Raw genomic sequence first — 26,100 nt, 5'->3', positions numbered from 1 at the left:
GCGATTGTCCCTTCACCAAGAAGAATTGTTATCATATTTCTGTCAAACCCCGAATGGGCCTTTGATCAGCAGAGATCGCTCTTGGCTTGCTATCTCACAGAGCGGTCGCTTCTATGTTATTTAAAATCAGCCGGTCTCTCAGCTTTATGTCAAGAGATAAATTAGTAAAGTTGCGGATCAGAGAATTGGCCGCCAGAGAGGGATGGACGCTCAAGGAAGTGGCGGATCGATCTGGGGTGGCTTACAGCACGGTTAAAACTTATGCCGTGTCTCCGGGGATGGCAATGGCGGATTTGATGGCCCTGATTAAGCTGGCCCGGACGTTTGATGTGATGATTGAGGATTTATTTGAAGTCGTCGATAGCTAAAAGAATTGTTGGGGATGCCCGCACGCCTCAACAGTTAGGGGTCATTGCTCAAAAAGAAAAAACAAACAAGTTTCCCACAATAGACATCGACCATTAATTTTAAAGGGCGGGCATCTGGGCTGCCGAAAACGTGGCTTTCAACAAAGACAGTGTTAACGGTTTTCGCCACTGGTATCGCTATTGCCATCCGGTGAGGCTTCTTGACTCTCAGTTGCTCTTGATGGAGACGAACCTTTGGACTCGCCACCCGACGATGCCGGTTTTTCCAGACTGCCACGCGGTTCTGTAGTTGAAGCCGGGTTCGACTGACCATTAGGAACCGTAATATTGATATCCGGTGAGGAATTAGAAGGCACCGGCACCACTGTTTCCCTCTCAATAATTGTCGTCTGATTCGGCGAATTAGAAGGCACCGGCACCGGCACCGGCACCGTTCTTTCAATAATCGTCGGTTCAGGCGAACTAACCGGCACTTCTCTTTCAATTACCGTTGTGTCCGTTCTAGTTGTTGCCGCTGGACTAGGTGAGGCTGTAGGTGCTGCCGGTACTATCACCGGGGCTGAAGCTGGCACCGGCTGATTATTGCGCTGGTTCATAAAATATAAAGCGCCTGCCGTTAATCCCACCAGCGAAGTCAAAATAATGCCCAGCAACAAGCCACGCGCTGCATTATCGTTATCCCGCACTTCTTGCCTCACAACATCGCGGTTGTGTTCGGAAACACGACCGTGAACATAGCCGTCATGGTAAGCTGACTGCTTAGAAGTATCGACCTTGTGAATTTCACCCGGAGTCTCTGGGACGCTCGTGCTTTTCACATTACTACCGTAGTTGTTGCCTTCATTAGATTTCATAGTTTTCCTCGCCAATTTTTGCCAAAATTTTCTTGTTTTTGGCTTAGTTTATTTGCAGTTATCAAAAGCTTTAATTATCAGCCTTTGAGCTTTTTTCCCAGTTGAAATTTTCCTAAGCCAAGCACCTTTTATCTGCTATTCTCATCCTATAAAACCTTGGCCCCCTCTCGCCTCTCCCAGCAGAGAGATTTAGTTTGTGCCAAGTTATACTCTTTTTGAATAGGCTTGTTGCTGAATTAGAAAATCCTCCGCCCAACTTATTTATAAAAATTAGGTTTTCTCAGTTCTAAATAAACAAATCCGGAAAATTTGAGAAGAAAAAATTTAGGGCTTTTCCCTGAACCTCACAAAAGCAAGTGATCAGACCAACAAATGAGCAATGAATAACGTTTGCAGTCGCAAGATATCACCGCAACATTTAACAAATTCCAGTCAACCGGTCGCTAGTATCAGTAATAGGTAGAGTTGGGCCGGTGGTCTTGCCAAAAAATACAAAACCGCCTCCCTAAATTCCAAGTTTCGATATTCCCCCCCAACAAGCTTAAAAAAGGGGGGAGTGGGGAAGTCAAACCAAAATTTGCCGGTCAGTCAGACTCAAGACTTTGATTCAGTGATTCTTCTAACATCTGCGTCATTTCCAAAACAGCCGCTTGGATGCGGTGTAAATGCTGAAGCTTTGTTTCAGCGTCCCAGGTATGGCTGTGATGCGTGAGCAATTCTGTTGAAAGTATGATAATCGATAAAGGCTCTTGAAAATCGTGCGAGATTCTATTAATGAACCGTGATTTGAGAGCCTTAAGCTCTTCGGAGGCGTTGTCTTGAGAAACAGAAATTTGTGTTTGCATGGTCGTTTGGATGAATGGCTATTTTTAATATCAATAATTTTTAACGCATTTTCGGTGATGACACACCGGCTACCAGCGTGATTAGTAAAGCTAATCAGAGTGATAGCAAACTTTTAAGCAGGGTGACAGAATCAACTTAGAGTGGTGATCTTAATCTCTTCGGTTCGGTCGTTCCCTATCTTGCTTTAGCCATCGCCGTCATCGGCAGCATTCCGCCCATAATTTGCATTATCTGGAACTATAAAGCCTATGGACGAATCGAAGGCAATTCCTGTGCCATCTGCATCGGTCTAATTATCTGAAAGTTGAGCAATTTTTAGGTTGCCTTAGCCCTTAAAAAGTTGGCACACGACTGGTTAATAATTTCTTTTTTGCCTCCCTCCAAGCCTTAAAGATCGCTTGGCTAAACAAAGCTGATAAAATTGCTCGTCAGTTAGAGGAGAATTTTCAGGAGGGTTTAAAATAAAGGCAGTCATGGATTTTAGCTGTCTTTGACATCTGCTTCAAAAGCAGTGAAAAATTAAACCCTTCGCTCTTATTTTCTATTATTTATGAGTTTGAGAATTTACGGCAACCGACTACTCAAAACTTTACCCGGCCTTGAAACCCGCCCTACCCCCGCACGGGTACGCGAAGCTTTGTTTAATATTTGGCAAGACTCGATAGCCGGCTGTCGGTGGTTAGATTTGTGCGCCGGCACTGGTGCCATGAGTGCCGAAGCTTTATGTCGGGGGGCTACCGAAGTCACTGCTATTGAACAATCAAACCGCGCTATTAGCATAATTCGGGAAAATTTGCAAAAAGTTTGTGGAGAAAATCAAACTTTTGTGGTTTTGCGCGGTTCGGTAGATCAAAGAATTAAAAGCCTTGAGGGTAAAGAATTTGACTGCATCTATTTTGATCCACCTTATGCGAGTGACTTATACGCGCCGGTGTTAGAAGCAGTGGCAGAATATCGGTTATTGAGTCCTACCGGCGAGATGGCCGTCGAACACCGCAAAGAAAAAGTGCCGGCGGTAACAGCCCTAGAAATATGCCGGCAGAAAGTCTATGGCAACACCGCCTTAACTTTCTACCGGCCCATCGTACCGTAGAAAGACCAAAAACGGCCCTACAGACCTAACTGGTTGCCGCGTTTGTATTGTTCGTAAGCCTTAAAGAACAAACCGGCCAAGGTGATCACCACCAAACCCAAAACAATCCCAGAGAGTAAAGGTTCTACCACGATTAGACTCCTTTTGCTTGCCTGCAATAGATTAAAAATTATTAGCTGTTTCTCATCCTACAAGCTGCAAGGCACCAATCAATCATGCCGGCACAGAAGTTTTCGAGATTACCTGCCGGCTTTCGTCAGTTGTGCTAACGTAACAAAGTATTGCTGACCGGCCACAGCTAAATTCATCAAACCTGCCGGCGCTCGTTCAAAATTTTAAGGTATGTTATTAAACGATAAACTTTTGCGACATTTTTCTTTAAAAACAAACCATTTGGACAAGCAGCAGCCTGAAACCGAAACAACACTCCATCCGGGCGTACTTTGGGCGTTTGGGATTTTGGGGTTAATCCTCGCCGGCGTTCTGGCTTTTTACCAATTACAAACCGCCGATCCCTACATCAAAAACGTATTAACCCTCAGTGGCGATCCGATCAAAGGCCACGCCATCTTTCAAATTAATTGCGCCGGCTGTCATGGATTAGAAGCCCAAGGTAGAGTAGGGCCAAGTCTAGGGCACATCTCTAAACGCCGGTCTCGTGTCAGCCTCATCCACCAAGTCATCAGCGGCGACACCCCTCCCATGCCTCAATTTCAACCCAACCCTCAAGAAATGGCCGATCTTTTGGGATTTTTGGAAACGCTTTAAAATAATTGGGAAGTAGAGACAGGGGGCTGGTGATTGACCGGCCAACAATTAAACTTTTCAAATCTTCCCCCTCAACCCTAGATCCCAATTCCCAATTTTTCAAAAAAGTTAATTATTGGCTGAACTGTTGAGCATAAAAACGGGCATATCGGCCTTCTTTTTCTAACAATTCTGCATGAGTTCCTTCTTCCACAATACACCCTTTTTCCATCACTAAAATGCGGCTGGCACGCCGAACCGTAGCAAGCCGGTGGGCAATAATAAACACCGTTCGATCTTGCATCAATCGTTCCAAAGCTTCTTGTACCAAAGCCTCCGATTCCGAATCCAGCGCCGATGTCGCTTCATCCAAAATCAAAATACGCGGATTTAACAAAACTGCCCGCGCAATTGCAATTCTTTGCCGCTGTCCTCCCGATAAATTTATACCCCTTTCTCCTACCCAAGTTTGATAGCCTTCTGGCATTTGAGTAATAAACTGATCAGCATTGGCAATTTCTGCCGCCTTTTGCACTTCTTTTAAATCAAAATGTGTTTGGCCAAAAGCAATATTTTCAGCAATCGTGCCAGAAAACAACGTCACATCTTGCGGCACAATCCCAATTTGCCGGCGTAAACTACTTAAAGTTACATCTTTGATATGTACCCCATCAATTAAAATTTCCCCGCCTTGGATGTCATAAAAACGCGGTAACAAATTAACTAAAGTTGTTTTCCCCGCGCCCGAAGATCCCACCAGGGCAATAGCTTCTCCGGGTAAAGCCAACAAATTAAGATTATTTAAAACAGGAAACTGGGAATTAGGAATTGAAGGTTGGGGAGAGTTTTTAGATTCTGCGCCTCGCTGGATATCATAAGCAAACGTGACATGGCGATATTCTACTTTGCCGGTGACGGGGGGAAGTGGCAAAGCATTGGGGGTTTCGATGACAGCCGGGGGAATTTGCAAAAGTTCAAAAATTCGCTCACAAGAGGCTTCACCTTGTTTAAAGTCGCCATAATTACTGGTGGTAATTGCAATTGGATCAATCAGCAAAGCCACAGCAGTTACATAACTAATAAAACCTGGGCCGGTTAAATTGCCGGTTGAGATTTGCCAACCCCCTAAAAAGAAGAGTAATAACACACTTAGGGCTTCTAAAAAACCGACCACCACAAATTGCAAAGCCTTCATTCTTTCCGCCAAATATTTTGCTTGCCGGTTTTGTTCTGATTCCAAACGGAACCGCGATAGCATATAATTTTCAGCACCAAAGGCTCGCACTAAACGAATACCAGAAAAAATTTCCGTTAAAAGCGAAGATAAATTAGACATTCGATCTTGGCTGCTGCGAGAGAAAAACAACAGTCTCTCCCCAAACCAACCAATTAAAACCGCTATCAACGGCGCAATTATTAAAGTGGCAAATGTTAGTTGCCAATTTAGCCAAATCATATAAGCAAAAATGACAATCAGTTGTAAAATGCAGGGAATAAATTGGTGGAAAACTTTATTCACTACTTCGCCAATGCGGTCAACATCTTCTGTGAGACGATAAGAGAGGTCGCCGGTTTGGGCAGAAGCAAAGTAACCCAGACTCAAGTTTTGGAGGTGAGAGAAGACTTTAACGCGCAATTCTAGGGCAATTTTTAAGGCGGCTTTTGCCATCAGAGAATCTTGACCATATTGCACAGTTCCCCGGATTAAAAAAATTACAGCTACCAAGCCAGCTAATTCGGCAATAGCGCGTAAATTTCCTTCGCCGACATAAGCGGCCATCCGACCGGCCAGAACAGCCAACACCGGCCAAAATACAGTAAAACCTAAAGTACAGACGAAAGCTTGAGAAATTGTAGCCCACTGGGGGCGAATATAAGGCAAAAGTTGCCAATAGCTAGAGCGCCGTTTCAACATTTTTAGACTAATCTCAGAGCGAAGTATTATTAATAATTAAAGCAGAAGAGTATTGATGAATTAAAAAATAAAAATATATAATTTATCGTGGTAAAATTAACGGATGCTCAAACCCGCATTCCCCGTTAAAAAGGCGTTTTTAGACATCAGTAGATACAAGAGTTAGCCACAGAGGAGTTTGAGAAATTAAGCTTGTCTGAAATTTTTGTTTTTATCCCACTTTTAGGGTATCCCGAATCGGCTCTTCTTGACAGCGCTTTAAATAGAAAACCGCTAGAGAATCAGCGCTATTTTGCTTGACTATTTCAGCGAAATATGATATTGCAATTTCTGGTTTTCCGTTTTGCCAAGCCTCTAAACCCAACTCATAGATCGGCAAATTAGTAATTTTGGCTTCATCGAGGGGAAGTAAAGCACTGCCTAACAATTCGTAGAGAAATAAACTTTTTTGTTTACCTCGCGGTGTGACCTGATCAATAAATCGATAATAATATGAATTGGGGTTATTTAATTCAGAAATCGTGGCTTGGCTAACAATCACTTGGCAACCATAGACTTTTGTTAAATCTTGTAAGCGAGAAGCTGTATTCACGACATCCCCAATTACCGTAGAATCCATGCGAGAATCAGCCCCTAAAGTGCCAATTAAACCGCGTCCAGTATGAACGCCTATCCCTATATTCACCGGCCCCTCACAGGCTACAGCATCGTGGCTGGCATTAAAATCCTGCAACGTTTGACGCATCATTACTGCCGCCGTTACCGCATCCTCAGCATGGTGATTAGGCCGGTCAAAAACAGCTAAAATCGCATCTCCTAAAAATTTATCAATAAAGCCATAGTTCGAGCAAATAACCTCATTCATTTGCGTAAAAAAAGAATTTAGCCATTTGAATGTTTCCATTGCCGGCATTTCTTCTGCCATCGAAGTAAAGCCGCGAATATCGCAAAATAAAATCGTCATTTCCTCTTCATTAGCATTTCCCAACTCAATAGACTCGACTCCTCGCGGCGCAATTCTTTGTAAAAATTGTTCCGGTACAAATAATCGAAACTTCTCTGTTAAAGCCTGATTAATTTGCCAAGCAGCCGACAAACTTTTTTGGTTTTTTTCTTGGATTTTTTCCGTTACTTGGGCTTTGTATTTCTCATTTCTCATCGCTTGCAAGCGGAAAATACTTGAGATTTTGGCAATTAAAAATTTAGTTTGAATTGGTTTTGTAATATAATCATCTCCCATCATTTCTATAGCCTTAAGACGAGACTCATCATCATCGAGTGCTGTTAAAAAAATCACCGGCACCGTTTGCAATTGTGGATCTTCACGACATTGACGGCACACCTCAAAACCATCCATCTCTGGCATCATTACATCCAATAAAATTAAAGCCGGTTCGCAAGCTTTCGCCAAACGCAAAGCCTCAGCACCCGATAAAGCAGAAATTGTTTCATAACCTTGTAATTGCAAGACTTCTTCAAGTAAAAACAAATTCACCGGCTCATCATCTACAAGTAATATGCGCGGGGTAGAGTTAGACATACTTCTCATCAAAGATAGATTAATTTTTGTCATCCGCGAGAGTGTTGACAACAGTCAAAAATAATAATACACCGCCAAACTATCACTTTTTCTAACTTTTTAAGCTAAACTAGCGGAGTTAAAAAAAGCAATTTGGCTTACCTTTCCCTGTTGTTACACTTTTTTAGGGCTACAAATTTTAACAACGCCAAGCCTTACCCAGCTTGGGTTTGATGTTTAAAACTGTTGCCACCTCAAATCTAAATGATTAAGATACCCCTGAAAAGTTGCCGCAATTAAGAAGCAAAAAAGCCACGAAATTAAATCGGTGGGTTTTTTCTATATTAATCTTTTTGCCCAGAATCGGGCGCCGGCGCGATACCAATCAAAGAGCGAACCGTACAAATCACCTGCTCCAAATTTAAAGGCTTACTCAAATATTCATCAGCACCAGCAGCCAAACAACGCTCACGATCACGAGACATTGCCAAAGCAGTCACCGCCACCACCGGCACAGTTTGCCAAAGAGAATTAGCCTTTAACAGGCGCATCAACTCAAAACCATCCACACCCGGAAGCTGAACATCCATTAAAATTAAATCAGGCAGAGAAGAAGGCTTAAGCAGAGGCGAATGAATCGTTTGTAACATAGTATTACCATCCGATATCAATTCCACCATATAACCTTCAGACTCCAGAAACTCAGCAATTAAAACTTGATTGGACGGCTGATCCTCCACCACCAAAATACGCTTCGACAACATTGGCGGCACTTTTGCGGCGGGAGTAGAAATACTCAACCGAGAAACCGGCTTTTGTCCAGCAGCCGGTGGAGAAAGAAACTCACTCATCGGTATCCAGACACGAAAAACACTACCCTCACCAGCCACAGACTGAAAAGAAACCGTCCCCCCGTGTAACTCCGCCAAACGTTTAGTTAAAGCCAAACCCAAACCGGTACCCTCATGGCGGCGGGAAAGAGACGCATCAATTTGTTGAAAAGGACGAAACAACAAATGCCATTTTTCAGGAGGAATACCAATCCCACTATCACTTACCTCCAAGCATAAATAAGCAGTCCCAGGATTAACCGGACTTTGATCAGGACGGACATCTTCACAAAGTTGAACACCATAAGCCAACCTGCCGGCCAGCTTAACCTTACCGCGTTCCGGCGTAAACTTAACCGCATTCGAGAGCAAATTAATCAACATCTGACTAACCCGGCGTTCATCAAGCAACATCCGATCAAGCCGATAATCCCACTCCAAAGCCAAAGCCAGACTTTTCGCCTCTGCTCGCGGTTGGATCATTCGCAAACACTGAGTGCATAACTCTTGAATAGCAACCGGCTCTAAAGTTAACTCAACCTTACCGGCCTCAATTTTCGACAAATCGAGAATATCATTAATTAACTGCAACAAATGCTGCCCACTCGTTTCAATCGCCTTAACGTGATTTATTTGACGCGGAGTGAGAGAACCGGCAGTTTGGCGTTGCAACAAATCAGAAAAACCAATAATACTATTGAGAGGAGTTCGCAACTCATGGGACATCGAAGCCAAAAACTCAGACTTTAATTGCGAAGCCCGTTCGAGATCCTTATTCACTTGAGTAAGATGTTCTTGAGCCCTAGCCCGTTCAATAGCCACACCCAAAGTCCGACAAGCAGCCAAAAGCATATCTTGATTCGGAGCATCTTGAAGTTTTTGGAGATTACGAGACTCCAAAGTCAGCACACCAATAATCGTACCCGTTGGCGAAGGAATCGGAAAAACCCCCAACTGACCAATAGCAGGATGACGAAACGCCTTAACCGCCTTTGGGTGATTTTGATAGTCATCAACAAACAACGGTACACCACTTTCGATCACATCCCAAAGCAAACCCTGTCCGTAGGGGATACCTTGATTAAGTAAAGTTTGCATATCAGCAACCGCCGGCGCGCCATAGGTTGCAATAAACTGAGTAGAAATTTGATTAGTCAAAACACCGGCATAACGATCAACACCCTCACCATTAATCACCTTCACATCGCCAAACGCCGCATTCATCGCCTCCACCAAATAACTCAAAGCAAAATGACCAATTTCGCGCAACTCAACCGAAGCCTGCAAACGTTCAGTCAACCCTAACAAAAAACGTAACCGGCGCACCTCAGCATTTAAATTATCTTGAGACTGCCGGTAAACAGTCACATCCCGAAAAGTAAACAAACGCCCCCCATCAGAAGTCAGAGTGCTATACACCTCAAGACAAATACCGTTAGCCTGTTCTAAATAAAACGAAACGCTTTCCGTTTCCGTTTGAACCATCGCCTCCCTAAGCTGCTGACCTTGAGCAGAACTCCAACAACCCCTCTCCGCCAACTTAGCCAAAAGTACATCACAATGAGGCTGAGTTTGCAACCATTCAGAAGAAATCCCCCAAATGTCAGCCAGACGACGATTAAACAAAATTAGATGATCCGACAAATCAAACAAAGCAATCGCATTATCCACTTGATTGAGGATAAGTTCCTGTTCTTCCTTCAATCGCCGTAAACGCTTTTCAATTTGCTCTTGATTCATAATTAGGGCATTAAAGATTAAAGATTAGAGATTAAAGATTAGAGATGACACACTCGACTTACCACCTCAGTCGTCTCCAATACCTAAGTTTACAAAGTGTAACAAAAACGTCCAACCAAGGCAGATCCTCAAATCTCTTTCGCAAAAGGGACTTTTGATATAAAATCCTATCATTAAGCAAAAAAACCACCGGCCCCAAAAATGCCGGAGGATAGAACACGCTTAAAAAGCCTGCCAAACCGAAACTGAGGAGAACACAATGGCAATTACACTACCCGAACTGCCCTACGCCCCCGATGCCCTAGAATCGGCAGGGATGTCAGCAAACACATTTTCCTTCCATCATGGCAAACACCACGCCGCCTACGTTACCAACCTCAACAAAATGATTGAAGGAACCGAACTAGCGGACAAAAGCCTAGAAGAAATCGTTACCACATCCTACAAAGACCCATCCAAAGCCGGCATCTTCAACAACGCCGCTCAAGTTTGGAACCACACCTTCTTCTGGAATTGCATGAAACCGGGTGGTGGCGGAGCCCCCAGCGGAGCCCTCGCCGACAAAATTAACGCAGACTTCGGCAGCTTCGACAAATTCAAAGAAGAATTCAAAACCGCTGCTGCTACCCAATTTGGAAGCGGCTGGGCTTGGTTAGTTTTAGATAATGGTACCCTCAAAGTCACCAAAACCCCCAACGCCGAAAACCCCGTAGTACACGGAAAAACTCCCCTCCTCACCCTCGACGTTTGGGAACACGCCTATTATCTCGACTTCCAAAACAAACGTCCCGACTTTATCAGCAACTTCCTCGATAAACTCGTCAATTGGGACTTTGTAGCCGAAAATCTTGCCAAAGCTTCCTAACCCTTTTTAAACACAGAAGACACAGAAATAAATATCTCTGTGTCTTCCTCTTCAAAAAACCCATCAGCGTTTATCTGCGTTCATCTGCGGTTTAAAATCTTACGCCAAACTCTCCCAACCTAAACCAATGAACAGCAAAGACCTAGCAAACTATATTGAACAAACCGGCAGCATCAGCAAACCCTGGCTATTAGCTCAACTTCGGTTACAAAAATTAGCCGAACGCCGCGCCGAGCTTTCTACAGAACAGTACGCTACAGAACTGGCAGATATACACAAAGATTTGATGAGTCTTGGCGAATGGTGGATTGGGCTGGAAGATGAAGTTTTTTAAATAGTAGTTTTAAAGTCAGGCCGACGTTAGATAATAGTTCTCAACGCCACCTGGGACAGTTATGCACGCGATCAACCAAGCTACAGAGTTTAATTTGAATGCTCCTGAGTTTTATTTCAGCCGCGAGTTGAGTTGGCTGGAGTTTAATTATCGGGTTTTGCATGAGGCTCTCGATGCGCGGACTCCTCTTTTGGAGCGCTTAAAATTTTTAGCGATTTTTAGTTCTAATTTGGATGAGTTTTTTATGGTTCGGGTTGCTGCTCTCAAGCAGCAGGTTGAAGCAAAAGTCCGCAAGTTATCCGCTGATGGTCGGGTGGCAACTGAACAGTTAGATGCGATCAGCGAGCGATTGCGTCCGATGGTGAGTCTCCAACACCTGCATTTTGAACAGGAAATTCGTCCGGCTTTGTCTCAGCAGAATATTCATATTCTTGAGTATGTCGATCTTAATCAAGAACAGCGGCTCTATCTCCAGCGGTATTTTGAAGAGCAGTTATTTCCGGTTTTAACTCCTTTAGCTGTTGATCCGGGGCACCCTTTTCCTCATATTTCTAATTTAAGTCTCAATCTGGCTGTGGTTGTTAAAGATCCGGAGACTGATGAGGAATTATTTGCTCGTGTTAAGGTTCCGAAGTTGTTACCTCGTTTTGTTCGTCTCCCCGATCAAGATTGGGGCGGCGGGTTTGTTTTTGTTCCTCTTGAACAAGTAATTGCTCACAATTTAGAGTCTCTTTTTCCGGGGATGAATATTCAAGAATATCATCCTTTTCGCATTACTCGTAATGCTGATTTGGAGTTAGAAGAAGATGAGGCTGATGATTTGTTGGTGGCTATTGAGCAAGAGTTACGCAAGCGTCGTTTTGGTGGTTCGGTAGTGAGGATGGAAGTTCAAGCTACTATGCCTTTGCCGGTTTTGCAAATGCTCAAAGAAGAGCTTTCTCTGGCGGATAAGGATGTTTATGAAGTTGATGGGACGCTGGGTTTGGGCGATTTGATGTCTTTTATGTCTCTGCCTTTACCTGATTTGAAAGATGCTCCTTTTACACCGGCTATCCCTCCTCGTTTCCGCCGGCTTGCTGATCCGGGCACCCTTGCTGATGAGGGCGAGGATATTTTTTCTTTGATTCGTCAGTCCGATTTATTGTTACATCATCCTTATGATTCTTTTTCGGCGACAGTTCAGCGTTTTATTACTGATGCTGCTCACGATCCGGCGGTTTTAGCTATTAAAATGACTCTTTATCGTACCACCGGCGATTCTCCTATTCCTCAAGCTTTGATTGAAGCAGCAGAAAATGGTAAACAAGTGGCAGTTTTGGTGGAGTTAAAGGCTCGTTTTGATGAAGAAAATAACATCCACTGGGCTCGCCGTTTAGAAAAAGCCGGTGTTCATGTTGTCTATGGTTTAGTAGGGTTAAAAACTCATACAAAAGTGGCTATGGTTGTCCGCCGTGAGGAAGACCGTATCCGTCGTTATGTTCATATTGGCACCGGCAATTACAATCCAAAAACCGCTCGCATTTATACCGATATAGGCTTGTTAAGTTGTCGAGATGATTTGGCTGCTGATTTAACGGATTTGTTCAATTATCTTACCGGCTATTCTCGACAACGTTCTTACCGTAAGCTTTTAGTCGCGCCGGTGAATATGCGCGAACGGATGATTGCTTTAATTCGCCGCGAAATTGAACATACAAAAAACGGTCGTGCCGGTCGTATTGTGGCGAAAATGAATGCTTTGGTTGACCCCCAAATTATTGCAACTCTCTATGAGGCTTCGATTGCTGGGGTGCAAATTGATTTAATTATTCGCGGGATGTGTTGTCTGCGTCCAGGTTTAGCGGGGCTTAGTGAAAATATCCGCGTCGTCAGTATTGTAGGCCGGTTTTTGGAACATTCTCGGATTTTTTATTTCCATAATGCTTCTAAGCAAGAGGTTTATATCGGTAGTGCTGATTGGATGCCTCGCAATCTTAATCGCCGTGTCGAAGCTATCACTCCTATTGAAGACCCGGAACTTATTAAGGATCTCGAAGAAATTCTCGGTATTATGTTAGCTGACCATCGTCATGCTTGGGATTTACAACCGGATGGAAGTTATGTTCAGCGCCGTTCTCCTGAGCGTTCCCGTGAGTTAAATTGCCAAAAAGTTTTGCTGGATATGGCTAATTCTTAAAGGGCTTTGTTTTCTTTCCTTTTAGCTGGTTTTTCCCTTTCTTTCCCCCTTTTTGGAGTTGGTAAGTAAGTCAACTTAATTAAACTAAGGATGTATTGTAGGTTGGGTAGAGGAACGAAACCCAACAGAGGCTTTGATGGGTTTCGCTTAGGCTCTACCCATCCTACAAATAATTAAGTGCTTCTACTTAGCGGTATGGTTTGGTTAGGATTTTTCTTTCTCTTGCCAGCCAGTTTTCAGGGCAATTCTTCTCTCTTTCCTTCCTCGCTTTTACAGCTTCCCTAAAACTACCTCTCCCACTCCTACCATCTTGTTTTTCTCCATCTGTCCTATACACGAGTCTGTCTGCTATTTAGGGGTCGTGTTTTGGCCAACATATAAGCTAAACTAATAGTTCAAGGAATTTTATTCAAATATTTGTATTGCTTTTAGAAAAAGCAGCGCTTGAGAACCCCCCGATTTATTGATTTTATCTCAATTTTTTTACGAAAAAACAACGTTTTCGTGGTAAAGTGAAATTTCTAGCATCACAGGCATGGTGTGTGCAAACGCAGAAAAAACGCCGAATAGCCTTATTACTCCGTAACTTTTTGCCCGAAAACCTCAAAAAACGCCTGTTGCCGGTGTACGAATTTTTCGCTTCTCTCCCCAAACCTCTGAAAAAATTTTTTCCTCAAAAATCGGCCATTTGACAAAAAAGCAAAAATATGGTATGGACTAAACATGAGAGCGCTTGCTAAAAACATCTCCAACAAAGGAAACTCCCAGCCATCAACAAAAATTTAACAACTTTGACAAAAACACTCTTAAAAAAACGGCCATTTTTTCCCCCATCACCGGCCTAAAAATCTAAAATCTCTGCATCCCCCCATCGCCAAACCCTAGAATAATGACAAAAGTGATCGGCTTAATGAGTGGCACATCGATAGACGGAATTGATGCAGCCCTGGTAGAAATCACCGGCAGCCAAGCGGCTCTCAAAATAGAACTCCTACAAGCGAACACCTATCCCTACCCAGAAACCCTCAGACAGAGAATCCTAGACTTATGCAGCGGCTCTGTAATCAGCTTAGCCGAACTAGCCAGCCTTGATGACGACATCGCCCAAGAATTTGCCAAAGCAGCCATCCAAATAAACACCGGCCACCCGAAACCCGAATTAATCGGCTCACACGGCCAAACCGTCTATCACCGGCCCCCCGAAAAAGAACAACTCGGATACAGCCTGCAACTCGGAAGAGGCAGCCAGATCGCCACCCTAACAAAAATTACCACCATCAGTAACTTTCGTTCCGCCGATATTAATGCCGGTGGACAAGGTGCCCCCTTAGTTCCCCGCGTAGACGCTTACCTACTCAGCCATCCTACCAAAAGCCGGTGTGTACAAAACCTGGGTGGAATAGGAAACACAACCTACCTGCCGGCGCAAACAAAAGACAACCAAACCTGGGAAACAAAAATTTTAGGATGGGACACCGGCCCTGGAAACGTCTTAATCGACTTAGCCGTACAACATTTCAGCAACTCAAAACAAACCTACGACAAAAACGGCCAATGGGCAAGCACCGGCAAACCCTGCCAGGAATTAATCCAAAAATGGATGCAGCATTCCTTTTTCCACCAACCGCCGCCAAAATCAACCGGCAGAGAATTATTTAGCCCCCAATATTTCCAGCAATGCCTAGAACAAGCCAAAACTTATCACCTCACCCCCGCAGACATCCTCGCCACCCTCAGCGAACTTACCGCCATTTCCATTGCCCATAGCTACCAAACCTTTTTACCCCAAATGCCAGAACAAGTCTTGCTCTGTGGGGGAGGTTCGCGTAACCTTTACTTGAAATCCAGACTGGAATACCATTTAAAAGTGGTGCCGGTCTTGACTACAGATGAGGTAGGTTTAAACGCAGATTTTAAAGAAGCCATAGCGTTTGCTGTTCTTGCTTATTGGCGAAATCAAGGAATTGTGGGAAACTTACCTCAAGTCACCGGCGCAAAAAAATCGGTGCTTTTAGGCGAGATTCATTTTGGTAGCGAATAAAGTCAACGTGCAAGTGATCCCCTGTTGACAAAAACGATCCAACTCATCCAGCCTCCCCACGCCATCATCAATATTTCCGAAACCCTACCTGCCTTTGTTGAATCTATCTAAAACCTAAAATCTAAGCTCTAAACTCTAAACTCTAACATCCAATGAGTCATACATTTTTAATAGAACCTGGTCGCTGGACACTAGAAGGAACCTGGCTAGAACGTAATGCAATGCCTATCCCTGTCAAAGGCAAAACTTTGGTCGCTTGGAACCAAGATAACTGGTTTACAATGGTGACAAAGCTGGTTTTTCCCGGCAGTGAACGCGAGGAAATTACGTTTCAGTATCGCGGACATCTCGACGAAGAGGAACGACTTTACACTTTTGTCCTCCAACACAGCGAACTGGGAAAAGTGGAAGGCGAAGGCTGGATAGCCCCCCAAACCATTGTTCAACGCTATTGGGTATTGGGAGACAAGGAACGCCGCAGCGGTTTTGAGGTACTCCACCGAGTTGATAATAATAAATATTTTCATTCGAGTGGTATCATGGCCGGTCATTATTTAAGTAGCACGATGGAAGCTACCTATGAGCGCCAAAGAAATTAATACCTCATCCCTCATCCCTCATGCCTTATCCGCTATCCTAGATTACACAAACTTTGTAATTTAATCCTCTCTGGAAAATTATCTGTTTAGTATAAGCTTCTAATGTAAAGCAAGTATGCGTTTACGCGCTTAATACAAAACTTTAATTTTTCACACAAAAATTACACTTATTCGCTCACAACGAATATAAAAACCCTCCAAAAAGCAGAGGCCGGTGCAAAAACCATCAATCTTACCCCCAGCTAAAACCTCCATCTCTAATACCCCCGACAAGCCACCAGCCACAACAATAAAAAATTCAACAACTCAACCTTTGTCGGCTACCCTCCACCACACCACCCACAAACTTTGTTAAGTAAAGCCTCTTCCAGAAATTTATCTGTTTTGTATATTTGATTTTCTCTCTTGTAGTCGACGTTTACGCGATTAATACAAAAATTTAACTTTTCGCACAATTCTTTTATTTGTGATTTCAACCAAATATAGCCCCATCTCCAAAAAGCAGAGGCCGGTGCAAAAACCATTAATCTTGATCTGGACTAGGTTCACCTATGGCATCCCACTCTTAAGACTGCAAAAAAACCTAATTTTTTCCTCAAAACTAAACCGGCGCAAAGCACACCGGCAAACTCCACAAAAAATTTAACTGCTACTCTGCATAATTTCTCGCTGATGACTCCAACAAATTAGTAAGAAAGCAAACAACGGAAAACGCCTTTTCAAGCATAAAAATAAATTCTCTTATGCTAAGGCAAATTCTGCAAATTAACTTTCCTCTATAACCTTGATCAGCGGAGTTTTCTAGCCATGTCAGTCAGAGATGCCATCTTCCCAATTGTTTTAACTGTTTCTCTTATTTCTACCAACTATAAAACCGCCGTCTCAGCCTCCTCAACTCCTCTTCAACTCCCCCCAAATGTAATAGAAGTTGCGGTGAAAAACGCCGAAAATACCCCACCAAGTCAACCTACTTGCCCGAATGGAACCGTCTGTCCCTAGGTTTTACATTACCATCAACACAGCACGAGTAGCAACACAAAACTTGTTTGCTCAAATTAGAATTCAACAACGCCTCAAACCGAAATAGCAGATTTTTTCGAGTGCATCTGCATAATTTAATCAATCTTTTCCCAATTACATAAAAGCAAGTCAGCAGTCATTCTGTTGAGAAAACTTGCGCGCAAAAGTCTCCCAAAATAGGGGGTGGGGGTTGATTGTGTTTTGAACTTTTCCCGACAACGAAAATCTAAAAAAACCATGCCACATTTGCTTGACTCTGCAAAAATTAAGCTATTCTCCGAAACAATCCCCGCTATTGTTGAGCAGGAAATTGCCCCTGGGAAACGAGGTAGAGTAAAATGTATTGGAAAATATTGGCCGGCGAGCCTATACCCCCCTAGCTGTCACATAATTTTCTCACCAGGCGAGCCGGTGTTGGTAGTAGGGATGGAGAAAATGACTTTGCTGATCCGGCCTTTTGCTTCCACACCTTAACTGGAAAGCCGACAGGCAAAAAAAATTTTCCAATTTGGCTACCAAAAGTTGCCGGTTTATCAAAAGCCGTGCTATTATAAATGATGGTATGCCTGCGGATGTGGCGAAATTGGCAGACGCGCCAGATTTAGGTTCTGGTTCCGTAAGGAGTGTAGGTTCAAGTCCTATCATCCGCACTCATTGGCTTCGAGAGCATTAGCTCCTAAGCCTCTTATAAAAATTAATCAATTCCAAAAGCCAATAGATATCACTGGTGGCTTTCGCCCCAACAGCGCCAAAACGATAAAATTGCAATTAATCAAACCAACAGCGGAATGTATTTAAAGTGACGCCCCGGCACCCCTTGCTTTTTTCCAGGCGTGGAACTCAGCACGAGATGGAGGTCGCCCACTTGGAGGGCAGCTTCTACTCAAGACCTGTAGCCTGCTCTAAACCCCACTGATGTTTGAGAAGATGCTGGTAAGTGGCTTCTCGAATCATCATTTGTTCATAGAGTTTCACTAAAAAGTCTTGGGCTTGTTGCTGGTTCATTTCTTGGACTTGGGTGGCAAAAGCGCGGATGCTGAATTGTTGCTCTAAGCTGAGATTGATGTTGTTGCTCATAACGTCCTCGTATTTAAGAAAATTTAGGCTGATCTAAAGTTCAGCAGTGGATAAGACAGAATTATCACGCTTGTTTCAGAGTTGTCCAAACGTTATCAGGACAAGCCCTTTCCGTTTGTTTGTTCTCTTATGTTAAAAAAGATAACAAACATTTGACAAAACGCACATCCTTCTGAATGGGGAATTTGACGGGTGATAAGGTGTAGTCGTTCCACCGGTTTTATAACTCCGGTAGTACGGTTGTATCAAATTGTATTAAGTAAAAATGCTCAGAGAGAACAAAAATTCTGGCCAGCGATAAATATTTGCTGAAGCCTGGCTCAGATTTAATGAAGAGGTTGTTTAATAAATTACTTTAAAAACGAAGCGAATATAAACTTTATAACCTATGCACCGCAAGGATTGATAGCTTTAAAATGTAGCAGGTTTTTAGTAAAAAGCTTACCGATTGGCTTCTTATAAAAGAAGTTTTCCAACGGATTTTAGGTTAGCTGGCTAATCAATCAAAAGGAATAAAAACACCCCAAGAGGGAGAAAAGGGACAAAAGACAACGGAAAAAGGAGGTTTGAGCCATGACCTTTGACAAAAAACCTTAATCTTCACCCGTAGGGCGAGTTTCCGAGGCCACAATTACCACCGTAATATTATCGCGTCCGCCCTTATCCTTAGCCGCATTAACTAGATTTTTAGCAGCTTGGTCACAAGCGCGAATCGACTTAAGATGAGACAAAATCATACTGTCCGATAACTCCTCTGTGAGGCCATCGGTGCAAAGTAACCAGCGGTCGCCGGGGTTAACTTCCAGAGAACGAATTTCGACTTCTTGAAGATCCTGCCGGCCCAAACATTGAGACAAAACATGACGCCAAGGGTGAGAGCGAGCTTGCTCAACAGAGAGATGGCCAGCTTTCATAGCCCTAGCAATCCAAGTATGATCCTCAGTCACCTGCTCTAACTTAGAACCGCGCAGCCGGTAGATCCGAGAATCACCAACATGAGCCACCCAACTTAAACTAGAGTTGTCAGCTTGATCTTCCCAAAAAATCAACACCACCGCCGTTGTTCCCATATCCGAACGTTCAGGGTGAGTGCGCTGATCATCAAGGATAGCCTGATTGGCCTTAAAAAAAGCGCCTTCGAGCAGTTCAATAGGAGAAGAAGCCGACTCCCAATGGTCTGACAAATAAGCCTGCATCACAGAGGTAGCAATTTGGCTGGCTTCTTGACCTCCGGCATGACCTCCCATGCCATCGGCGACAATAAAAAAGCGTCCCTTGGGATCAATGTAGTAGGAGTCCTGGTTAACAGATCGAATGAGTCCCTGGTCAGTCAGACCGACAGAATAACGTTTCATGTAACAAACTCGTTTTTTAAATGCTGTAGGGCGGTGGGGGAATAGGGAAAAAGGCATTAAAACTCAGCAAATTTTCCCTTTTTTACCTGAGCGTGCTTAGCAAAGCAGCAACCAAGAGATTATTATAGATTCTCAAAACCGATCCGATCTGTCAACGCGCATTAACAGGCGGAAAAACGCCAGGAGCAGGAGTCCTGACACACCGGCCACAGGGATTGCTAGCCAAGCATAGTTACTCACTAATAAAATCGTAGCCGACAAAGTGAAACCAGTGGCGAGGAGAGCATAATTTGTACCTAATTGCATATTACTGAGCCGGCGGATAGCTCGGTCAGTTTCCGTTGAACGAACGCGAACGCGAATGTCGCCCCGTTCCAACTTTTCAATCGTATCTTCAATGCGGCGGGGGAGACTCAAAGCCGTACTGCTGACTTGAACTGCTTGCCGGCCCAACTCACCCAGAAAACCGTTGCCATCAAAAGAATTGCCATCTGTCATAATTTCCATTGCAAAAGGCTTTGCAACCTCCATAAAATTAAAATCCGGATCAAGGCCCTTGCCTACGCCTTCGAGGGTTGAAAAAGCTCTCATCACGAACGTAAACGTGGCTGGGAATCGAAACGGTTGGTCATGGGCAATTTCGTACAAATCATCGGTAATCGAGGCTACCGATTGATTTTCAAAGGGCTGATCCATAAAATTGTCGAGCATGAATTGCACAGACCGGCGCACCGGCCCCATATCATCCATTGCTGACAAGGCGCCCAACTCAACCAAAGTCGCCACCACACGGTCGCCATCTTTTTGAGCAACGCCAAAAAACAACTGCATCAACTTTTCGCGGACATCATTTCTGACTCTACCCATCATGCCAAAATCATAAAAAATCAGCGATCCTTCCGCACTGACGGCAATATTTCCAGGGTGGGGGTCTGCGTGGAAAAAGCCATCATTGAGCAATTGTTGTAAATAAGCCGTTGCACCTAATTTTGCCAAGTGTTTGCGGTCAAGTCCCGCCGCTTCCAAAGCTTCATAATGGCTAATTTTAATCCCTGGTACATATTCCAAAGTTAAAACCCGCGCCGAAGCATAACGCCAATAAACCCTTGGTACTTTCACCCAATCATAGGGGCGAAAATTGCGACGAAACGTATCAGCATTGCGGCCTTCATTGAGGTAGTCTATTTCCTCATAAAGAATTTTGCAACACTCGTCATAGATGCCCATCCAATCGCGCCCTTTGCCCCATCGGGGATGGTTTTGGAAATAACGAGCGATACCTTTTGCTATATCTAAATCGATATTAAATAATCGCCGCAAACCGGGGCGCTGTACTTTCACCACAACTGTTTCGCCGGTGTGGAGTTCAGCTTTGTGAACTTGACCTAAAGAAGCGGCTGCTAGAGGAACAGGATCAAAACTGGCAAATAATTCATTAACCGGCTTTGTTAAATCTTGCTCAATAATCCGCCTAGCAATTTCATAGTTAAAAGCCGGTACTTTATCTTGCAATTTTGTTAATTCTTCTACATACTCGACGGGGATAATATCAGCGCGAGTTGAGAACAATTGACCAAGTTTAATAAAAGTTGGCCCTAATTCTAAAAAAGTTTCTCGAATCCAAATTGCTTGTCTGCGCCGGCGGGCTTGTTTTTTGGCTTCCGTCATTCCCCCTGGATAAGTCCAGGCTTTGCCGTCCCACCACACGCTGGCCATCAAGGTTAATACAAAGGCCCATATCTCGATAAAACGCCGTTTGTGCGAGTAATTTTCCCGACTCCAGCGGTATGCCTTGTCTTTCGATTTCAATAAACCGCCGATTTGTTCGTTTCGGGAGGGGGAGGCGAGCGCTACACTGCCTGGTTTTACAACGGCTGTTCGCTTTGCGTCGCCTAGGGCGTGATCCGCCGGCTCGTTATGGCCGGCGGAATTACGCTTGCTGGTCGCAGGTTCATCAGGTAGAGCAGACACGAGATTTCCTAAATGTTGGTGGGACTTGACTTTTTAAACGAGTTGTGTTAAGCGTTCAGAGTTTAAGGACGCTGAGCAATTAACTAATGCGGGTGCTGCGGTAGCGCTGGAGTTGAACGCGCATTTCGGCAATTTCGGCCCGCAGTTCGTCAATGGTGGCTTGGAGGTCTGAGTTGGGGGCAGAGGTACGGGAATAGGCAGAGGATGGTGTGGAAACGGGGGTGTTTTGCGTTTCCATGTCAGCCCGCTGCATAACAGTGGTGGCGAAATCGCGCAAACGTTCGCGCTGTTCGGCATCAAATTTGCCGAGTTCGCTGAGGGCGGTGGTTAAGTTTTGTTCGAGTTGTTGGTAAAGAGCCTGAGCGATTGCTCTGCCGACAAAAAAAGCGTGAACGGAAGAATTATTATTCATAGATAATTATTGCGCCTATCCGTAAAGAATTATAACGCGATGTTTCAACGGTGATTGCTTGAAAAGTCCTTTGTCGTTTGTCATTTGTGATTTGTCATGGGTGATTGGCCTTTGGAGAGGCGAAAGGCCCGATCCCTGTAAAGAGGAAGAGAGACGACTGGGGATTGGTTATTGATTAGTCTCTAAGTCCGCTCCTCTAACAGTTTCTAAGTCTTGTTCTGTTTGGGTTGGCAAGTCTTCCTCTGGGGATGTCTCGAAGTCTCCATAAACTTCCACCGGCTCGCTGCTTGGCCAATCTTCGAGGGGAGGAAAAGATTGTTCGACGTCGAAAATTTCTACACTAATTTGGCCGACTAAACCAACGCGGAGGGATAACCCCAAACTGATGCCAAAAAAACCGGCAATGACAGCGGTAAGGGCAAAGGCTCGTTTGGTTGGAGATTTAAGCCATCCAAAAAGAAGTGGGGTAAGTGGGTTGGGGTTGGTTGTTTCGTTGGAGTGGGGTACTTCAATGGTGATGGCCGGTGTTTGCTTTTCTTGTTCAGTTTGCGGCAATAGGGCTAACCAGGCTTCGATGCTGGCGGGCCGGTTGAGGTCGTCTATTTCTAAACCTCGTTTTAGGGCTACTTCCAGGCTGGGGTCAAGGTTAGAGGGGAATTCATTCCATCTCTGTAACCATTCTTCGATCCGGCTTTGACGTTGGATAAGTCGTTTGGCATTTTTATAGGTTCTCAGGGTGCCGGCACTTTTGACTCCCAGGGCGTTTGCTGATTGGACGATTTCACGCAGGGGAGGGGGTGAGGGTTCTTCTGTGGGAAATGTTCGGATTGCTTTTGGGGAGGTGATGCGTTCGCGGAGGGGGGCTGCTAGGGGTGCCGAACCGGTGAGCAGGCAATACAATGTGCCGCTGAGGGAATAGATATCGCTTTTGGTTGTCAGTTCGGTGTGGGGAAGGTATTGTTCGATGGGTGCATATCCGCCAAAGAGTGTTTTTTCATCGTTGGTGTCTGTTTTGGGGATGAGTTGATGGCCTTCTGCTTGTCGGAGGTAATCGAGAATGCCAAAGTCTATGAGGATGACGGTGTTGCTGCCTTGGCGTTTTTTGATGTTTTGGGGTTTGATGTTGCGGTGGAGGATGCTTTGGTGGTGCAGTTCTGTGAGTGCGTTTCCGATTTGGCGGATATAGTCTAGGGCTAGTGTGGGGGAAATTTCTAGGCCGGTGTCTAGGAGTTCTTGTAGGGTTTGACCGCGTATATATTCCATGACGCTATAAATTTGGCCGTTTTCGGAAAAATTGTCTAAAACTTTGACAACGTTGGGATGTTGGCATTGTCGTAGTTTTTGGCTGAGGGATTGAAATTGGGTTTGCAGCCGGTCAAAGTCACTGCGATGGGAGGAGATATTGAGGGTTTTGATGATGACGGGTAAGTTTAAGTCGGTTTGTGTGGCTTCGCAGGTGAGGATGATGCCGGTGCCTAATATTGCGTCTATGGTGTATTTGCCGTTTTGTAAGACTGTGCCAGCTTTTAATGGGATGGTCATGTTTTTGCTGCTGTGGGGATTTTAAGATTTTTTTGGTTAAAAATATATCGCGCAAATGCCTCGCTGGCTTGGTTTTGCGCCTTGTGGGGGTTGTTTGGATGGGATCAAATCAATTTTTTGGGATTGGGATAGGATTGGGTACTGTTGCCGGTTTAGTTTAAGTGTTTTTGCAAAAAGGCTTGGGTTCTCTGATTGGCTTGTTCTGCGGCTTCGGGGTTGTAGGTAGTGCCTCCGACTCGTGCAAAACCGTGTGAGAGGTTGGGATAGCTGTGGAGGGTGATCAGGGGGTTGTTTTTGAGGTGGCTGCTGATTTGGGTTTGTGCTTGGCTAGAAACGTATTCGTCGTTACCGGCTAGGTGGAGGAGGAGGGGTTTTTTGATGTTTTGACTTTCGTTGAGGTTGTTTTCTATTGCTACTCCGTAATAGCTTACGTTACAGTCTGCTTGGGAGCGTGTTGCCATGAGATAGGCGAGTTTTCCGCCTAGACAATATCCGACGCTGGCGATTTTGCCGGTGTTGTTTTCTAGCTGTTGTTTGAGGGTGTTGAGGGTGGCTATTAGGTCTTCTATGCCTTTGTTTTCGTCGAATTTGTTGTAAAGTTCAAAAGCTTTTTGCCAGTGGTTTTCGTTTTGGTCGCTGAGTTCAATGTTGGGTTCTATACGCCAAAATAAATCTGGGACTATTGTCAGGTAGCCGGCTTCTGCGTAGCTGTCGGCGAGTTGTCTCATTGTGGCGTTGATTCCAAAGATTTCTTGAATGAGGATCAAACCGGCTTTTTTGCTGGTTGTGGGGGTGGCGAGGTAGGCGCTGAAGTTTCCGCTATCTGCGCTTTTTATGGTTATTTGTTGGCTGTTCATGGGGGATTTTTGTTTTGGTTATGGGTGTTTTATCATATTTTTACGGGGGTTTCAAGGGCTATGGGTTATGATGGGTAATATAAGCTTTTTTTTGTTGCTGCCGGCTGTGCGGGGGAAGGCCCAGGGCTTGGTAATTCAATTTATAAAGGATTTTTTTGGGCTTTTTGGTCTTTAAGATGGGAAAAGAGTTTTTTAACCGCAGATGAACGCAGATGAACGCAGATGGTTTGTCTGCTTTTTCGGGAAAAGTGGTTTTTTTGGCTTGGCAAGTTTTTTAGGAGGAGTTATGAGGATAATATTTTTTTGGTTGAGTTTTTTGGTTCTATTAGGGGGTTTTGGTTGTAACAATAACGTTGAGCAAAATCAAGTTGAAGATAAGTCAACTGCAACGGTGATGGCGGCTAATCAGTTTGTTAAAGTTCAGCCTTTTTCGCCTGAAAGGATTGAGGTGAGTTTGGAGAGTTTGCCTCAACCTTTTGCGACAAATAGTGCTTCTAAATCTCCGCAGGTTGTGCCGGTGCCTGCTAATGCTGTTTTACAGGTTCCACAGGGGTTTACGGTTAATGTTTTTGCGGAAAATTTGAATAAACCTCGGTGGTTAGGTTTAACGCCGACGGGGGATGTTTTGGTGACGGAAACTCCGGATAATCAAATTCGGTTGTTGCGAGATACAAATGGTGATGGGGTGGCGGATTTTAGGGAGGTGTTTGCTTCGAGAGAAAATAATTTAGATTTACCTTTGGGGATGGCTTTTGCTGGGGGATATTTTTTTGTTGGCAATACGGGGGAGGTGCGGAGGTTTCCTTATAAGGCCGGTGAGGATAAAATAACAGGAAAGGGAGAAAAAATTGCTGATTTACCGGGACGGGGTTATAATCAACACTGGACGCGAAATGTGGTGGTTTCTCCTGATGGTAAGAAGCTTTATGTTTCGGTTGGTTCGGAAAGTAATGTTGAGGAAGAATTGCCACCGCGTGCGGCGGTTTCGGTGATGAGTTTGGATGGGGGGGGAAATCAAGTTTTTGCTTCTGGTTTACGGAATCCTGTGGGGTTGGATTTTCACCCAAAAACTGGGGAACTTTATACGAGTGTAAATGAGCGGGATGGTTTGGGGGATGATTTGGTTCCTGATTATTTTACCCGAATTCAACAGGGTGAGTTTTATGGCTGGCCTTATGCTTATTTGTCTCCTAAAAATCTTGACCCCCGACGGATGCGTGATGGTAAAAGTGAGCGTCCTGATTTAGTGGCAAAAACTAAAACTCCTGATGTTTTGTTTCAAGCTCATTCGGCGGCTTTGGGTTTACAGTTTTATGATGGAAAAACGTTTCCTGAAAAGTACAAAAATGGTGCTTTTGTGGCGTTTCGTGGCAGTTGGAATCGCAACACCGGCACGGGGTATAAAATTGTGTTTATTCCGTTTAATAATCAAGGCCGACCTTTGGGTTTTTATGAGGATTTTGTAACTGGGTTTTTGGTAGACCCGCAGGGGCCGAAAACTTGGGGCCGGCCTGTAGGTTTGTTGGTTTTACCTGATGGAAGTTTGCTTTTTACGGATGAGGGAAATAACCGGATTTATCGGGTGCAATATGAAGGGAAGTAATGGGTTTTTTCTGGTTTAATGGTTTAGGAGGTGAATTATAAAATATATGATTTATAGTAGGTTTTTTTGGGATTTGGGGAAGAGGTTTGATTTTTTTAACCTCTCTGTAAAGCAGCGGTGATGCCGGCCCCACAGATAGGTTACTTATTTATAATTAGGTTTAGTTTGGTTGATTGTGGCAGTCGGTGGGTTGTCTACTGTTTTGATGGGAATTTTAAAAGGGGGAATATTAAGTTTATGTGACAACCGACAGGGTGTCATAGGTTTTTGCTCTGGCAACAAATTATGTGAGAGGTTATAAATGAAATGAAATTGCTGTGTTTGCAGAAACGTTGA

The 26,100-nt window shown here is 44.3% G+C and carries 23 protein-coding genes and 1 tRNA gene; 12 read left to right on the top strand and 12 right to left on the bottom strand.

The window, feature by feature from the left end; all coding sequences use genetic code 11:
• Positions 1-113: 113 nt before the first annotated feature.
• Entirely contained in the window at positions 114-368 is a 255-nt protein-coding gene (locus NG798_RS11935; protein WP_261222804.1) for a helix-turn-helix transcriptional regulator, read from the top strand.
• Between the two features lie 152 nt (positions 369-520).
• Here the strand turns inward: NG798_RS11935 and NG798_RS11930 are convergent, their stop codons facing one another.
• Together NG798_RS11930 and NG798_RS11925 are read right to left on the bottom strand one after the other, a co-directional pair.
• Entirely contained in the window at positions 521-1,222 is a 702-nt protein-coding gene (locus NG798_RS11930) for a hypothetical protein (RefSeq protein WP_261222801.1), read from the bottom strand.
• Between the two features lie 584 nt (positions 1,223-1,806).
• The gene (locus NG798_RS11925; protein ID WP_261222799.1) at positions 1,807-2,067 is read right to left on the bottom strand and encodes a histidine kinase dimerization/phospho-acceptor domain-containing protein; all 261 of its coding nucleotides are present in this window, start codon (positions 2,065-2,067) and stop codon (positions 1,807-1,809) included.
• A gap of 551 nt (positions 2,068-2,618) precedes the next feature.
• On the opposite strand from NG798_RS11925, the gene rsmD reads away from it, so the two are divergent.
• Positions 2,619-3,161, top strand: coding sequence for a 16S rRNA (guanine(966)-N(2))-methyltransferase RsmD (gene rsmD, locus NG798_RS11920; protein ID WP_261222798.1), 543 nt, complete (start codon positions 2,619-2,621; stop codon positions 3,159-3,161).
• Between the two features lie 17 nt (positions 3,162-3,178).
• On the opposite strand, the gene petG is transcribed toward rsmD, so the two are convergent.
• On the bottom strand, positions 3,179-3,292 hold the full coding sequence (gene petG / locus NG798_RS11915) for a cytochrome b6-f complex subunit V (protein ID WP_261222797.1): 114 nt from the start codon (positions 3,290-3,292) through the stop codon (positions 3,179-3,181).
• Positions 3,293-3,503: 211 nt separating this feature from the next.
• Between petG and NG798_RS11910 the strand changes: the two genes are divergently transcribed.
• Complete coding sequence (locus NG798_RS11910; protein WP_261222794.1) at positions 3,504-3,929, top strand: cytochrome c; 426 nt, start codon at positions 3,504-3,506, stop codon at positions 3,927-3,929.
• A 112-nt stretch (positions 3,930-4,041) separates the two neighbouring features.
• Here the strand turns inward: NG798_RS11910 and NG798_RS11905 are convergent, their stop codons facing one another.
• From NG798_RS11905 to NG798_RS11895, 3 genes are all read right to left on the bottom strand, one after another.
• Positions 4,042-5,820, bottom strand: coding sequence for an ABC transporter ATP-binding protein (locus NG798_RS11905; RefSeq protein ID WP_317619592.1), 1,779 nt, complete (start codon positions 5,818-5,820; stop codon positions 4,042-4,044).
• Positions 5,821-6,034: 214 nt separating this feature from the next.
• Positions 6,035-7,363, bottom strand: coding sequence for a response regulator (locus NG798_RS11900; protein WP_261222791.1), 1,329 nt, complete (start codon positions 7,361-7,363; stop codon positions 6,035-6,037).
• Between the two features lie 323 nt (positions 7,364-7,686).
• Positions 7,687-9,912, bottom strand: a complete 2,226-nt coding sequence (locus NG798_RS11895; protein WP_261222789.1) for an ATP-binding protein — start codon at positions 9,910-9,912, stop codon at positions 7,687-7,689.
• A gap of 259 nt (positions 9,913-10,171) precedes the next feature.
• Between NG798_RS11895 and NG798_RS11890 the strand changes: the two genes are divergently transcribed.
• From NG798_RS11890 to NG798_RS11855, 8 genes are all read left to right on the top strand, one after another.
• The gene (locus NG798_RS11890) at positions 10,172-10,777 is read left to right on the top strand and encodes a superoxide dismutase (RefSeq protein ID WP_261222788.1); all 606 of its coding nucleotides are present in this window, start codon (positions 10,172-10,174) and stop codon (positions 10,775-10,777) included.
• Positions 10,778-10,904: 127 nt separating this feature from the next.
• The gene (locus tag NG798_RS11885; protein ID WP_261222786.1) at positions 10,905-11,111 is read left to right on the top strand and encodes a hypothetical protein; all 207 of its coding nucleotides are present in this window, start codon (positions 10,905-10,907) and stop codon (positions 11,109-11,111) included.
• Between the two features lie 61 nt (positions 11,112-11,172).
• Positions 11,173-13,287, top strand: coding sequence for a polyphosphate kinase 1 (gene ppk1, locus NG798_RS11880; protein WP_261222784.1), 2,115 nt, complete (start codon positions 11,173-11,175; stop codon positions 13,285-13,287).
• Positions 13,288-14,176: 889 nt separating this feature from the next.
• A complete protein-coding gene (locus NG798_RS11875; RefSeq protein WP_261222782.1) occupies positions 14,177-15,328 on the top strand; it encodes an anhydro-N-acetylmuramic acid kinase in 1,152 nt (383 codons plus the stop codon).
• Between the two features lie 152 nt (positions 15,329-15,480).
• On the top strand, positions 15,481-15,927 hold the full coding sequence (locus NG798_RS11870; protein ID WP_261222780.1) for a hypothetical protein: 447 nt from the start codon (positions 15,481-15,483) through the stop codon (positions 15,925-15,927).
• 807 nt (positions 15,928-16,734) lie between these two features.
• A complete protein-coding gene (locus NG798_RS11865; protein WP_261222779.1) occupies positions 16,735-16,926 on the top strand; it encodes a hypothetical protein in 192 nt (63 codons plus the stop codon).
• A 258-nt stretch (positions 16,927-17,184) separates the two neighbouring features.
• Positions 17,185-17,421 (top strand): NfeD family protein, encoded by a 237-nt coding sequence (locus NG798_RS11860; protein ID WP_261222778.1) that lies wholly within the window; start codon positions 17,185-17,187, stop codon positions 17,419-17,421.
• 94 nt (positions 17,422-17,515) lie between these two features.
• Positions 17,516-17,597, top strand: a tRNA-Leu gene (locus NG798_RS11855).
• A 229-nt stretch (positions 17,598-17,826) separates the two neighbouring features.
• Here the strand turns inward: NG798_RS11855 and NG798_RS11850 are convergent.
• From NG798_RS11850 to NG798_RS11825, 6 genes are all read right to left on the bottom strand, one after another.
• The gene (locus NG798_RS11850) at positions 17,827-18,024 is read right to left on the bottom strand and encodes an NblA/ycf18 family protein (protein ID WP_261222777.1); all 198 of its coding nucleotides are present in this window, start codon (positions 18,022-18,024) and stop codon (positions 17,827-17,829) included.
• Positions 18,025-18,617: 593 nt separating this feature from the next.
• Entirely contained in the window at positions 18,618-19,379 is a 762-nt protein-coding gene (locus tag NG798_RS11845) for a PP2C family serine/threonine-protein phosphatase (RefSeq protein WP_261222776.1), read from the bottom strand.
• A 132-nt stretch (positions 19,380-19,511) separates the two neighbouring features.
• Positions 19,512-21,200, bottom strand: coding sequence for an AarF/ABC1/UbiB kinase family protein (locus NG798_RS11840; RefSeq protein ID WP_261223251.1), 1,689 nt, complete (start codon positions 21,198-21,200; stop codon positions 19,512-19,514).
• Positions 21,201-21,429: 229 nt separating this feature from the next.
• Complete coding sequence (locus NG798_RS11835; protein WP_261222774.1) at positions 21,430-21,762, bottom strand: DUF6825 family protein; 333 nt, start codon at positions 21,760-21,762, stop codon at positions 21,430-21,432.
• 168 nt (positions 21,763-21,930) lie between these two features.
• Complete coding sequence (locus NG798_RS11830; RefSeq protein WP_261222772.1) at positions 21,931-23,304, bottom strand: serine/threonine-protein kinase; 1,374 nt, start codon at positions 23,302-23,304, stop codon at positions 21,931-21,933.
• 152 nt (positions 23,305-23,456) lie between these two features.
• Entirely contained in the window at positions 23,457-24,161 is a 705-nt protein-coding gene (locus NG798_RS11825; RefSeq protein WP_261222770.1) for a dienelactone hydrolase family protein, read from the bottom strand.
• 286 nt (positions 24,162-24,447) lie between these two features.
• Between NG798_RS11825 and NG798_RS11820 the strand changes: the two genes are divergently transcribed.
• A complete protein-coding gene (locus NG798_RS11820) occupies positions 24,448-25,764 on the top strand; it encodes a sorbosone dehydrogenase family protein (RefSeq protein WP_261222768.1) in 1,317 nt (438 codons plus the stop codon).
• The last annotated feature ends 336 nt before the right edge of the window (positions 25,765-26,100 follow it).

This window comes from Ancylothrix sp. D3o, assembly GCF_025370775.1.
In the GTDB taxonomy this organism is placed as follows: Bacteria; Cyanobacteriota; Cyanobacteriia; order Cyanobacteriales; family Oscillatoriaceae; genus Ancylothrix.
This window is presented reverse-complemented; position numbering and strand designations above follow the sequence as displayed.